The 12,888-nt window shown below is 48.0% G+C and carries 11 protein-coding genes; 4 read left to right on the top strand and 7 right to left on the bottom strand.

Going from position 1 to position 12,888, the window contains the following annotated elements; translation table 11 throughout:
* Positions 1 to 24: 24 nt before the first annotated feature.
* Positions 25 to 1,236, bottom strand: coding sequence for an ADP-forming succinate--CoA ligase subunit beta (gene sucC / locus H6859_01020; protein ID USO05815.1), 1,212 nt, complete (start codon positions 1,234 to 1,236; stop codon positions 25 to 27).
* 232 nt (positions 1,237 to 1,468) lie between these two features.
* Here sucC and H6859_01015 point away from each other — a divergent pair, with 232 nt between their 5' ends.
* From H6859_01015 to H6859_01005, 3 genes are all read left to right on the top strand, one after another.
* The gene (locus tag H6859_01015) at positions 1,469 to 3,382 is read left to right on the top strand and encodes a hypothetical protein (GenBank protein ID USO05814.1); all 1,914 of its coding nucleotides are present in this window, start codon (positions 1,469 to 1,471) and stop codon (positions 3,380 to 3,382) included.
* A 149-nt stretch (positions 3,383 to 3,531) separates the two neighbouring features.
* Positions 3,532 to 5,388, top strand: a complete 1,857-nt coding sequence (locus H6859_01010; protein ID USO05813.1) for a hypothetical protein — start codon at positions 3,532 to 3,534, stop codon at positions 5,386 to 5,388.
* A 119-nt stretch (positions 5,389 to 5,507) separates the two neighbouring features.
* On the top strand, positions 5,508 to 6,842 hold the full coding sequence (locus tag H6859_01005) for a hypothetical protein (GenBank protein USO05812.1): 1,335 nt from the start codon (positions 5,508 to 5,510) through the stop codon (positions 6,840 to 6,842).
* Between the two features lie 132 nt (positions 6,843 to 6,974).
* On the opposite strand, the gene H6859_01000 is transcribed toward H6859_01005, so the two are convergent.
* Both H6859_01000 and H6859_00995 read right to left on the bottom strand, forming a co-directional pair.
* Entirely contained in the window at positions 6,975 to 7,979 is a 1,005-nt protein-coding gene (locus tag H6859_01000; GenBank protein USO06651.1) for a malate dehydrogenase, read from the bottom strand.
* An 87-nt stretch (positions 7,980 to 8,066) separates the two neighbouring features.
* Positions 8,067 to 9,311: a DUF2336 domain-containing protein gene (locus H6859_00995; protein USO05811.1), complete on the bottom strand. Its 1,245-nt coding sequence runs from the start codon at positions 9,309 to 9,311 to the stop codon at positions 8,067 to 8,069.
* 106 nt (positions 9,312 to 9,417) lie between these two features.
* Between H6859_00995 and H6859_00990 the strand changes: the two genes are divergently transcribed.
* Positions 9,418 to 9,783 carry a hypothetical protein gene (locus H6859_00990; protein ID USO05810.1) on the top strand — a complete coding sequence of 122 codons (366 nt, stop codon included), beginning with the start codon at positions 9,418 to 9,420 and terminating at the stop codon, positions 9,781 to 9,783.
* Positions 9,784 to 9,791: 8 nt separating this feature from the next.
* Here H6859_00990 and H6859_00985 read toward each other — a convergent pair whose 3' ends face one another.
* The 4 genes from H6859_00985 to H6859_00970 all read right to left on the bottom strand — a co-directional run bounded on the left by H6859_00985 (position 9,792) and on the right by H6859_00970 (position 12,794).
* Positions 9,792 to 10,928 carry a cell division protein ZapE gene (locus tag H6859_00985; GenBank protein USO05809.1) on the bottom strand — a complete coding sequence of 379 codons (1,137 nt, stop codon included), beginning with the start codon at positions 10,926 to 10,928 and terminating at the stop codon, positions 9,792 to 9,794.
* Complete coding sequence (gene tatC, locus H6859_00980; protein USO05808.1) at positions 10,882 to 11,655, bottom strand: twin-arginine translocase subunit TatC; 774 nt, start codon at positions 11,653 to 11,655, stop codon at positions 10,882 to 10,884. The genes H6859_00985 and tatC overlap by 47 nt, the downstream gene beginning before the upstream one ends.
* Positions 11,656 to 11,758: 103 nt before the next feature.
* Positions 11,759 to 12,049: a twin-arginine translocase TatA/TatE family subunit gene (locus tag H6859_00975; protein USO05807.1), complete on the bottom strand. Its 291-nt coding sequence runs from the start codon at positions 12,047 to 12,049 to the stop codon at positions 11,759 to 11,761.
* A gap of 1 nt (position 12,050) precedes the next feature.
* Positions 12,051 to 12,794 carry a GNAT family N-acetyltransferase gene (locus H6859_00970; GenBank protein ID USO05806.1) on the bottom strand — a complete coding sequence of 248 codons (744 nt, stop codon included), beginning with the start codon at positions 12,792 to 12,794 and terminating at the stop codon, positions 12,051 to 12,053.
* Positions 12,795 to 12,888: the final 94 nt, after the last annotated feature.

Here is a 12,888-nt window from a genome sequence, read left to right as displayed (position 1 = left end):
TTTCTCCTTAAGTTAAAACAAAAACTAAGCCGCCGCTTGGGCTTTTTCAGTCGCCGCGACCACCTTGCTCGCCGCATCTTCCAGATCATCCGCAGAAATAATCGGCAAACCGGAACTTGCCATAAGCGCTTTGCCTTTGTCAACATTTGTCCCCTCCAAACGCACGACCAGCGGCACACTCAAATTCACTTCCTTGGCCGCCGCAATCACGCCCTCAGCGATCACATCACATTTCATGATTCCACCAAAGATATTCACAAGAATTCCCTTTACGTTCGGATCGGATAAAATGATTTTAAACGCGACCGTCACGCGCTCAGCCGTGGCGCCGCCACCGACATCAAGAAAGTTCGCCGGCTCGCCGCCTTTCAGCTTGATTATATCCATCGTCGCCATCGCAAGACCCGCCCCATTGACCATACAGCCAATATTGCCGTCCAAACGCACATAAGACAGCTCATTATCCGCCGCGATTTTCTCGTTCTCGTCCTCTTCGCTCTCGTCACGAAGCGCAACGATATCTGGATGACGGAACAACGCGTTATCGTCAAAGTTAAACTTCGCATCCAACGCCATCACTTCATCCCCAGCCAGAATCATCGGATTGATCTCAACGATTGAGGCATCCAGCTCCATGTAGCATTTGTAAAGATTTTCAAAGAACGGAATGGCGCTGTCTTTCGCCGCACCGCTCAGCTGCAGAGCATCGGCCAGCTTTTCAGCATCGGCCTTGGTAATGCCGCCGACCGGATCAATCGCCACCTTGACGATCTTTTCCGGATGCGTTTCGGCAACTTCCTCAATATCCATTCCGCCCTCGGTGGAAACCATAAAGGTCACCTTGGCTGTAGCCCGATCCAGCAATAACGAACAATAATATTCCTTGGAAATATCCACCCCGTCCGTCACATAAAGACGCTGAACCTCTTTCCCTTCCGGGCCGGTTTGCTTGGTCACCAATATGTTGCCCATCATCGCTTCAGCCGCCGCGCGCACATCCTCAATGCTCTTACACAAACGAACGCCGCCCTTGTTATCCGCAGCGCCCTTAAAGTGGCCAGCCCCGCGCCCACCCGCATGGATCTGCGCCTTCACAACAAACAGGCTCGTCCCGCCGGCCTGAAGCTCTTCCGCCGCTTTAACAGCTTCATCAACGCTCATCGCAGCAATGCCTTTAGGCACCGCAACGCCATATTTCTCTAACAGCTCTTTGGCCTGATATTCATGGATATTCATGGATAAGTTGCTCCAGTAGTTTGGGTAAAGAATCTCACCCGCAAGACTAATGCACTCTGCGCGCATTGCAACCCGTAAACAGCCCTGCATACATGTTTTTGCGCCAATATTTCCCAATTTCTTAACAGGCCATTAACCATATCTTAAATTTTATCCATTACGATGCGATATATGAAAATAGATGGTGCGGCATAAACGCATCCGGACAAACGGTAAGAACAAGGGTTGATAAATGGCAGAAAACGCCGAAATCTCTGCAAATGCAGATTCAGTAAAAACACTGGATTTCGACGGCATTTTAGCCACAACAACAACCTTTGCAATCTCTCCAACAGGTTTAATCTCCGAGGCGAATTGGAAACTCATTGGCAATCTCGGCAGGCAGAATTTAACCGGCGCATTCTCGGGAATCGCCACCAGCCATGAAGGAAAAGAAACCGAAGAAGAGCGCGAAGAAAGAAAGTTCCGCGAAAAACTCGCAACCACCCTCCTGCTGAGCGAAATCGACCGCATGATCGCAGAAATCGAAGAACAAATCGCAAACCACGAAAAGCAAATCGCAATACTACTCAAAGACATTTCAGGCCTAGAAAAAGAAAATGTAGAACTGCTGGCCGAAATTAAAAAACTAAAGACAACCGCTTTACCGGCCAATGATGAAGCCCGTGAAGCACTCAAAGAATCGTACAAAACCTATTGCGACGGACTTAAAAACCTTCTTGATGAAGACACGCAAGCAACGCTCGATAGACTTAAAGAAATCGAAGGAACCTTTATTACCGTACGCGCCGATATTAAAGGGATCGACGGCCAGCGCCGCTACATCGTTTTCAAAGACGAACAGAGCAAAAATTACATCAAACACCCCAAAACAGGTAAAGCGCTTTATATAAACGAACTAGATCAGCCTAAAATGAAGCTTGTCGATAAACTTGAAGGCAAAAGCTACTCGATGCAGGACGACATTACCATGCAAGAAGCGCAAAAAGACCGGCGTTTTGGCAATGACGCCCATGAAGGCGAAGTCGAATGGTTTTATGACGGACAAAATGATCTGTTAAAGGCTCTTCCTGAAGGTGATCTGCGCAATGATATCATCGGCTTCCGCGATACTTTACGCTATCAGGAAATCCAGCTTTTCAAACTCGACCAAGACCGAGAGAAAATGCTCGAAAAAATTGCGCGTCTGGAAAAAAGAGTGGCCGAAAACAAGCGCACAATAAACAAAAATGAAGAAAAAATTGCACATCACAGACAAAAAATTGAAACACTTAAAGAACAACTAAGCGCGTTGGATGAACGCCGCAATGAGCTAATCTCACAAACAGCCCGCATACAAGAATACACCGAAGAAAAACGCGAAGAATTAACAAAGCTCTTCACCCGCGCCGCCGAAATGCAAAAAGCCGGCAAAACAGATGCGGAAATCCTTCACGAATTAAAAGAAATAGACAAAAGCAAAACCAACGCTCTGGCCACCATCGCCATGCAAATGTTCAAAATGCGCCAGAATGTCGAAAACAAACAGACAGAGCATAGCAACGTCACAGAAACAATTGAAAATATTGAAAAAATAATCAAAGACTACCCTGATCGCCACGAATTCCTGAAAAAACATTTTGGTATCAATGTCTTTGCAGTGGCCGGAGCGTGGCTAAACCCGATTACCTTGAGCGATGAAGGCGTCTATCGCGACAATGAAACAGGCCAGCTTTATACCTACAACGCAAAAACAAACGCCCGCACCTATATCGAAAACCCTGTAATCGTTGCCGAACTGTATAAACGCGCCTATATCGATGGCGAATTATTCACGAACGAAACACCAACAGGCGACGATCCAGACAATGCATTCTCGCAAACATGGGACGCAAAGCTCTCCACAAAACAAACCACAGCAAGCTTGAAAAGCGCAGAAGCTAAAGCTGAATTTAACCTGCAAGCCGCGCGTAGCGAAGCCGCAGCCCTGGAGCAAAAAACCGGCATTTCTCTATCCCTGTCCGCAGCACGTGACGAAAAAGCCGGTGAATTATCTCTTGTTTACAATCGAAACGAAACCGCACAACCTAACGCGCCCGCAGAAACCAATATATTACATAAAAATCAAATACTTGCAGACCCATCGACAACAAACACACCACAATAAAATCACCCATTTGCGCCCCGGAACCTCTAAAATTTATTTTCAAAGCGTTAATAAAACTTAAACTTTTAAGTATTATGATAAACGCGTGCAAATGTTTTTCAAACAAGGTTTGGAAATCCAAAGAAAAATAAAAAAGGGTGTGGGACTAAGTGTCGCTACTAAGTTACATAGAAGATAAAAAACCACAAATTTTGCCGGAGAATGCGCCTGCAAACACGATGGCTTTTGCATCCCCGCAAAACACCCGCGACATCCTCCAGCAAACAACCACACTAAATACAATTTCACCTGACAAATTCTCTGCCAATCAGTTAGATCGTGCACAAGCAGCGTTGGAAAAAGCGCCGCCGGAAGTCGTACGCGAACTCATCGCAGATATAGCCGATATAGAAACGAATGTACAAAGCCCGCAATTCGAAGCCCTCTTCGGCACCGATGGTCCGGCTGTGCAATTCATACTCCAGAATTTAGCGCTGCAAGGCGCAGGCGGCTCTTTTGTAACCGCACAATCATCCACCTACGCCGCATTAGACCAAGATGCCCGGAAAGAACGCGAACAACGCCTGAGAGACACATTAATAGGCGGCATATTGTTTCCACCCGAAATCGAAGAATTCTTCAATCAAAATCAAAACATGTTCGATGCCGCAGCAGCAAGCATTCTTGCAACCGATGATGTTGCGGAACAAGCCAAAATCAGAGCGCAGCTTCATGAGGAACTCTTTGATAAAATGCGTGAAAACCCTGAGTTCGATAAATACACAGATGAACAGCTCCATGATATGATTGATGCAAAATTCGCGGAGTCTTTGGCACAACAATTACGACAACAAAATCCCGAATTATCTGCCGCACAAGCGCGCGCACAAGCTGAAGCAATGATCCAAAGAATGGACGAATATGCCGCAAACGACCCGGCTTTTGCACAAACTTATAATCAATATAAAAACAACTCTGTTGCCGCTCTTTACGCTCAAGAACAAGGCATAACCGAGCGAATTGCAAAACTACCCGACGAACAGCGCAAAATCATGGAAGGCGTTCAAAGCTTCAGAAAGGACTTCGTAGCTGTCCTGGCCTTGGGTGAAGCCCGTCTCGTTTATGAAGAAATAGAAAATCCCGGCGTATATTACGTCAAAGATGATGACGGTAATAATGTTTACATTGATGATCTCGACCCCGAATACAAAGACCAGGCATACATAGACATAGACCGTCAATTAGGTCAGATGTTTGCTAACCAAGACCTGGAAGGCGCCGCATATGCGGTAAAATCTGTTGCATTATACAATCAGGATGAAACCCTACAAACCATGTACGTGGAACTGACCGATGGCCTGTATGATCAATATGCCAGCCAATACGATCTGGCAAACCAGCTTACATTTTTACAAAATGAGTTATCAGCTTTAGAAAACATCATAGCTGACAAAAACACTGATGAAGCAACATCAGACGCTGCCTTTGACCGTTACCTTGAAATTCAGGATCAAATTGATGAATCTCTGTCAAGCAACCAGGACGAAAACGGCAACCTGACTCTTGATGCTCCTCACCCGGAAACGATGGCACAAGAACAAAAAGTTATAGACCGCGCCCGCTCTTATGCCGCAGAACAACGCTCTCTAGGCAACACACAGACAACCTCAAACGACGTTACCGACGCTGCGAGACCATTAAGCGAAAAAGAACAAGCCCTTGCAGAAAAGGCTGTAGAACAAGAAGGTCTCGCAATCGAAGAGCCTTTCAACCCAAATCAGTACCAATCAGCAGCAGACCAATATGTACCGATAGAAAAACCGGCGGCAACAAATACGCACCCCCCCGCTCCGGCAGCAGACACAAACCTCAAATCAGACTCGGAATTCGACAAACAATTTGCTGAAAACAAGCACATGCTAACCGAACAGGAAGATCCCTCGGCTAATAATGATCTGAATATCGACATGGATGCATTCTCGCCAACAGCAAATACCGGAAGCTCCAGCCCCGGCATGATGAGCTAAAACGACCGTCACCCTGCCGTTACCATACAATATTAACCAAAAATTAACCCTTTTTGCCCATAATAGGGGAAACGAAAAAGAACAAAAAATAAAACGGCAGTAAAAAAGAGGGTGTGACCATGGCTGATATAACAGATTCAGCGACATCTCCCGACAGTGAAAAAAAGAGCGTGGCGCCACAAGAAAGCAACGATAAAACACTTACGCCCAAATTCAAAGCCGCAGATAACGGCAAAACGCAGCCGGATACAAACACTTCCAAGAACGATGCGCCGACCGCAAATGCTGGAAACGCAGATGACAAGATCAAACCGAAATTTGAAGAAGTCACAAAAAAGCCCGCAGAAGAACAAAAGAAAAAGAAAAAATACGAAGAGCCACCGCTGCGCGAACTCACCGACCCGGAAATATCTAGCGGCTACCGGTGGATCAAAGATAAAGATGGAAAAATCACCGGACGCGCCAAACACTCCGACGGTCAATTAGATTTTGGTGAAGCCTTTTCAAAACTCATGCATGTCATTGCCCTGCTTTTATCTGGTGACGAAATGGCTCCCTACATGATAGACGCAATCTATCCACCAGAGCCAAAACACAAAGACATCAACGACATTCTCGCCGACAACCAGTCCGGTTCTCCTTCCAAAATCGCCGACACGCAAAAAGAAGCCTTGAAACGTAAAAAAGAAGCTCTCAAAGAAGTCATCGAAGACAAGAACCACCCGGACCGCCAGCTTGCACCAGAAGATTTTGTCAGCAAATATATCGGCGACAAAGAAGCCATCAAAGCGATCGAACCGCAAATCAGCAAACTCTTTGATTTGATCCTGTCCAAAGAATCAAAAGGCAATCTCGATGTCGTTAACGATTACACAGGCGGCACCGGGTTGCATCCGGGAGACACAACGCGAGGCGGCTTGTATGTTGGCATCCTCCTCGACAAAGACGGAAAACAAACATTTGATCCAAGCCGGGCAGTAGAACGCAAAAAATTCTCAGAATCAACCATCAACCAGGTAATTGCCTGGCAAGATAAATACAAAGATGAGCAACGCGCTTATTACAAAGAGCATAATATCCGCGGGGCAGATGGCAAATACAAACTTCCCTCTTCTGCTCTTGGTATGTACCAGTACACTGGCAACACACTCGAATGGCACATAAAGGAAGGTCATATTGATGGCAATCGTATTTTTGACCTTGACGCACAAACTGAACTAGCCGCCAAACGCTTAATGTGGCGCATTAATAATGCAACCAAAGGCTCCAAAACCATAGACAAAGTCCAGAAAAACCTTGAAAAAGAATTCAAAAACGAATGGGAAGGACTAAAAAGTAAGGATATTAAAGAGGCACTTTCCAACATCACGCGTGAAATGGCCGAAAATTTAAATCAAAATCCAGAACCGCCGCAGCAAGTCGCCATCGCACCGCCGACCATCACTAAAACCTAAAATCTGGCAAACGATTTACCTCGAATTCAGGCTAAACTTATTTAAATCAATACAATCCGTATCGTATAAAAACAAAACGCCGGCCTGCATAAATGCACAGCCGACGCCTGCTTTAGCAAAACTGAAACGATCTTACGCCGCTTTACTCTGGCTACCGAGCAAAGCCTCAACAGCCTTTCTCTCTTCACGCAGCTCTGCATCCGTGGCATCCATGCGCGCGCGTGAAAACGCATTAATCTCCAACCCTTGCACGATTTTGTATGTTCCATCGCCCGGACATGTACACGGATAACCGTAAATCACGCCTTCCTCAATGCCATATGATCCATCCGAAGGCACCGCCATGGACACCCAGTCTCCTTGCGGCGTGCCCAGCGCCCAATTGCGCATGTGATCAATCGCCGCGCTCGCCGCGCTCGCCGCAGAAGACGCCCCTCGCGCCTTGATAATCGCCGCCCCGCGCTGCTGCACCGTCGGAATAAAATCGCTCTCATACCAGGCTTGATCAACCTTCGACATCGCGGCTTCACTCTTCACGCTCACATGATGCAGATCAGGATATTGCGTCGAACTGTGATTACCCCAGATCGTCATTTTTTTAATGTCTGTCGAATGCGCACCCGTCTTTTCCGCGAGCTGCGAAATCGCCCGGTTATGATCGAGCCGCACCATCGCGCTGAAAGATTCCGCCGGCAAATCAGGCGCATTTTCTTTCGCAATCAGACAGTTCGTATTCGCCGGATTCCCAACCACCAAAACTTTTACATCGCGGCTGGCATAATCATTCAACGCCTTGCCCTGCGGCCCGAAAATCCCGCCATTGGCGGTGAGCAAATCACTGCGCTCCATCCCCTCTTTGCGCGGCATCGACCCGACCAGAAGCGCATAATCTACATCTTTGAACGCCACGTCGAGTTGATCCGTCGCCACAATGCCCTGCAAAAGCGGAAATGCGCAATCATTCAGCTCCATCACCACGCCTTGCACGGCGCCCATCGCCGGTGGAATTTCAAGCAGATGCAAAATCACCGGCTGGTCATCGCCAAGCATCGCCCCCGAGGCAATACGAAACAACAATGCATACCCAATTTGACCGGCACTACCGGTCACCACAACACGTTTAGGAGCTTTCATGATAAGAGAATCCTTTCTTTAATTTCTATCGCTTATTTATAAACCAATAACAAAAATAAAACCACAGTGGCGCATAACCACTGGGGACACTTACTTCAACCCCAAAAACTCAAGCTGCCAGTTCAGATCCTCCTCAGAAAGCGGATAATCCGTCCCGCCCTTGGGATAAAGGATCTCTTTTGGATTTACGCGGCCTGCCTCTTTTTGCAGCGCCAACGCCAATCGCATCGACAGCCCCGCATGCCAGGCCAAAGCGACAATCGGCTTGGCCGCGCCCATATCAAAAACCTTTTGCACCTGACTCGCCGTTGTTTTGCCAAGATACGCAATCGCCTCGGCGACGAATTCCTTCTCACGCATCGCCAGCGCATCGGAAATCGTCTCCTCATTCAATCCGCCTTCTTGTATTAACCGTGCCAGCTTATCACGCGGCGTTTCATCCGCTCCATCATCAACAAAATCCACGCGCCGGCGAAACACCGCCGCCAGTTCTTCCGTCGTATTTTCGTCAAAATCACCACGCTTGAGCAGTAAATCACGCACCGACGCGTCCACAAATTCCGCCAGATCCCGCGCAATCGATACCGATAAAGACTTGCGCACCGCCATCGGCTTTTGCCATTCCGGCAAGGTGCGGGCAATCTCGACAATCCGGTGCAAGAGATTATCCGAGATAAGCGCTCCGTCATTGCCAATCAACGCGCTCCCACCATAGCTATCACGCGTTTCAACCACCGCTTCGGACAATTCCTCGCTCACGCTGTCCCGGCTGGCGATCGCCTCAATCACCCAACTGGCCGGATGACTTTTGAGAATATCCAGCAAATCCGCATTCGACAAAGCGCTGCAAAACCGTAAAATCGGCTCCGACACCTGCTGCTCCACGTCCCGCGCGAGCTGCCCGGCGATTTTCGGCGGCGTATGCGCATGGTCTTTCAGCGTTGAAGACAACGCCACCCGGATCTTCAACACCTCATCCAGCGCCAGCGTCCCCAAAGCCTGCACGACAAACGCATAAAGCTGGCTTTGCTGGTCCTGCGAAACATCAGGCAAAAGATCGACCAACCGCCCGGCCAGCGCCAGCCGCACATCGGAATCGCTATCCCCTGCCAGAATGCTCGACACCTGCACCGGCATCGCTTCATTTTCCGCCACAGCCTTGCGCACCTTAGGCGACGGGTCCTTTTCCGCCAGATAATACAGGATTTCCTTATTGGTCTTGGTATTCGAAGCCAGAGACAACCGCTCTTTCACATTCGCCGAGGCCAACGCCGCGCGCTGCTGCTCATAGCTTTTCGGCGTTTTGCCAAAGAATTTACTGAACATAAAAATCATACGTCAAGTGTAACGAAGGCGAACAAAAATGCATTAGATTTTTGATTGACATAAAATAAAAAAATATGCTTTAAAACACAAAACCATAAAAATAAAGGAACTCAAAATGTCAGCATACACAAATAAAGCAGGCTCAAGAGTAAGAGGTGCATTTAATGCCAAAAGTATAAAACACAACACACCTCTATCGGTGTACATTTCTCCTAAAATAAATAAATCAACATCTGACGACACAACAGAAAGAAGGAAACAATATCAAGTAAGCTTTGCTGCTGCGATTACAAGAATTAGATTACGTCTCAATGAGCTAGGCATCCGGGAAAACACCACAGCTAATACGCCATCTCATATCGCCGTCTTTGTCAACAAATCACAATTACAAAAGTTAGCTGACCACCCCGATATTCAGAAATTTAAAATGAATCCTACAGATGAAGGTCACGTCGAAGGAAGAACTATAAACTTGATTTAAAATCAGCTTTATCCGCGCCTCAAATACTCTGCGCTTTGCATCTCCTGCAACCGCGATACCGTGCGTTTAAATTCAAACGCGTAATCATGCCCTCGGTAAAGTTCGTCAGGCAGGGCATCAGCCGTCATCACCAACTTCGTCCCGGCCTCATAAAGCGTATCAATTAAAATCATAAGCCGCTTGGCTTCATTGCGCCGGTCGTAACCCAGCGTCGGAACCCCCTCGACAAACACCGTATGGTAATTGTTGGTAATCTCCAGATAATCCTCCGCCCCGTGCGGCTGTTCACACAACTGCGCAAAAGAAAATCGTGCAACGCCACGCGCAACCGCATCCACCCGAATTGTACGCCCCTTGACCTCCAACATATCCGTATCAGGCAAAGCATTATCCGTTAGACCGTTAAACACCGTATTGGCATGACGCATCGTCTCATGGCCCAGCGGCCAGAAATACGTCCCTTCCTGCGCCAGGAATTTAGTGCGATAATCCGTCGAGCTATCCAGGTACAAAACTTCCATTTTTTCTTTAAGCAGCGCAATAAACGGCAAAAAACGATCGCGCTGCAAACCGCCCTCATAAAGACGATCAGGCTCCCAGTTACTCGTCGCCACCACCACCACGCCACGCTCAAACAAATGGCGGAAGAGCCGCCCCAAAATCATGGCATCGGCGACATCGGTCACGTGAAATTCATCAAAACACAGCACCCGCGCCCGCTCGACAATCCGCTCTGCGAACAGCGGTAAGATCCCATCCATCCCCTCGCACACATCCGCGCTATTGCGCCGCGCATGGTGATAATCATGCAATTCAAGCATAAAGGCATGAAAATGCACCCGCCTTTTCGGAATGCTGTTGGGCAAGCAATCATAAAACAAATCCATCAGCATCGATTTGCCGCGCCCCACCCCGCCATACATATACAACCCGCGCGCCGGACCCGGCGCCGTATTCAAAAACGGAATTTTCTCCTTAATAGCCCGCCACCCCCGGCAAGCCGCAGAATGCTCGGAAATCTCCACCAACTCCCAATAAAGCCGCTCCAGCGACTTCACGGCCCTTTGCTGTGCAGGATCAGGCTTTAAGATGCCTTCATCAAGACGGCTCTGATAGAGTTTTTGCGGAGCTTTTCTTTGCGGCATGACGGATAAGAAAAATTGAAAGTTCGTACAGCCCCAATATTGGCACAGCCAGCAGAATTTGGCTAATCACATCCGGCGGTGTGATAAAAGCAGCCACAATAAATGTAATGATCAGCGCATATTTGCGTTTAGACGCCAGCCACTCAGCGCTCACCAGCCCCGCCTTCCCCATCAGCGTCAACGCGACCGGAAGCTGAAAACACAGGCCAAACGCAAAAATCAGCGTCATAATCAAATCAAGATACTCACTCACCCGCGCCTCAAGCTGAATCGGCAGCGCGGTTTCCTCTGCGCTCGTCTGGAAGGACAGGAAAAACGGCCAGGCCATCGGCAACACGATATAATACACCACCGCCCCTCCGGCAAAAAACAATATCGGAGTCGCCACCATAAACGGCAGGAAAGCCTTTCGTTCATTGTCATACAAACCCGGCGCAATAAACCCCCAGATCTGCACCAGCAAAATCGGAAAGGTCAGGAAAATCCCGGCGAAAAACGCCACCTTCAGATAGGTAAAAAATGCTTCCGTAAGGCCGGTATAAATCAGGCGCTGGCTATCACCCTCGCCCATCGCCCCGGCCAAAGGCGCCACCAGAAAACTGTAAATCTGCTCGACAAAACCAAAACATATACCTGTGCCTAAAATCATCGCACCAAACACCCACATCAAGCGCTGACGCAACTCAATCAAATGATGGGTCAACGGCTGAGCGGTGTTTTCAGTCATTTTTGTATACTCCCGTCATTGCGAGCACAGCGAAGCAATCCAACTCCGCAGATGGATTGCCACGTCGGCCTTTCGGCCTCCTCGCAATGACGATTATTTAGCTTCACTTTAAATCTTCCTGATTCTGTTTCAAAGGCTTCATCACGTCCTCATCTTCGGCAGCCTCGTCGAAATCGGATGACCCATCATGCCGCACTTCGAAATTCACCGCCTCGTTCAGCCCTTCCGCATCCATAAACTCATCAAATTGCCGGGAAATCGAATATTTCATATATTGGAAACGCCGGAACAACCGCCCCATGCCGCGCATCAGGCCGGGAATTTCCTTTGGCCCAAGGGCAAACACCACCACAGCCATCACCAAAAACAACTCTGCCCAGCCAAAATCAAGCATATCAGCCTAAACGGATCTCCATATTTGTACTATCGGCAGTAAACCCTGCCTCCTCAAACAAAGCAACGCTTTTAGAATCATTAACCGGAATCTCCACAAGCATATGTTCAATCCCCTTATCTGTAGCCCACGCCTGTGCTTGCTTCAACAAACTCGGATTCATTTTTGCACCACTGCCGGGGCGAAAAAGAACATGCGCCTCTCTTTCAAAATTCGACCAACTTAAAGAAGAGCGCTTTTTAGACACGACAGCAATAGCTTCATTCGGCTCGAACACCGTGCTTCCTTCAAAACCCATCACATGATGCGAATCAAAAACCTTATTATTATAACCACCAAAATTAATGCTTCTGGGACTAAAGCCAACCGCCTTATAAAAAGCAAGGCTCACCTTATTTTTATTCACGATCTTCGTATATAGAGATTCATGCCCGGCATTCTCAGCCCAGCCTTTAGCCGCGTCCAATAACGCAGTCCCGATTCCTTCTTCTCGATATTTATCAGGAAAAACAACAATATTATCCAGATAAGCTTCCGTAACGCGCGCCCTGCTACCAGGAAATTTTTTTGTCTCCGGCCACGCGAAAACAGCACCGACCGGAGTCCCTTCCCGCTCCGCCACTTTAATGCAGTAACGATTCTCAACATAGGAACGAAGACCGGGAACTTCCCGCCCCAAAGCCAGCGCATTAAACTGCCAGCGCGGCGCAATTTCGTCCACTTCCCGGTATAAACCCGGCTCCATTTTGCAATGATCACGATTTACTTGCGCAAACGCTGCACACAGAAAATCATAATCAAATTTAACCGCATCACGAATTATCGTACTTATAAGCTTA

It is taken from the genome of Rhodospirillales bacterium (assembly GCA_023898785.1).
Lineage (GTDB): Bacteria > Pseudomonadota > Alphaproteobacteria > Micavibrionales > Micavibrionaceae > TMED27.
The sequence above is the reverse complement of the archived record's forward strand: the minus strand, read 5'-3'. Positions and strand labels throughout refer to the sequence as shown.

Coding starts and splice junctions, on each gene's coding strand:
- sucC (USO05815.1), bottom strand. CDS start 1,236: ATGAATATCCATGAATATCAGGCCAAAGAGCTGTTAGAGAAATATGGC.
- H6859_01015 (USO05814.1), top strand. CDS start 1,469: ATGGCAGAAAACGCCGAAATCTCTGCAAATGCAGATTCAGTAAAAACA.
- H6859_01005 (USO05812.1), top strand. CDS start 5,508: ATGGCTGATATAACAGATTCAGCGACATCTCCCGACAGTGAAAAAAAG.
- H6859_00995 (USO05811.1), bottom strand. CDS start 9,311: ATGATTTTTATGTTCAGTAAATTCTTTGGCAAAACGCCGAAAAGCTAT.
- H6859_00990 (USO05810.1), top strand. CDS start 9,418: ATGTCAGCATACACAAATAAAGCAGGCTCAAGAGTAAGAGGTGCATTT.
- H6859_00985 (USO05809.1), bottom strand. CDS start 10,928: ATGCCGCAAAGAAAAGCTCCGCAAAAACTCTATCAGAGCCGTCTTGAT.
- tatC (USO05808.1), bottom strand. CDS start 11,655: ATGACTGAAAACACCGCTCAGCCGTTGACCCATCATTTGATTGAGTTG.
- H6859_00975 (USO05807.1), bottom strand. CDS start 12,049: ATGCTTGATTTTGGCTGGGCAGAGTTGTTTTTGGTGATGGCTGTGGTG.
- H6859_00970 (USO05806.1), bottom strand. CDS start 12,794: ATGGAGCCGGGTTTATACCGGGAAGTGGACGAAATTGCGCCGCGCTGG.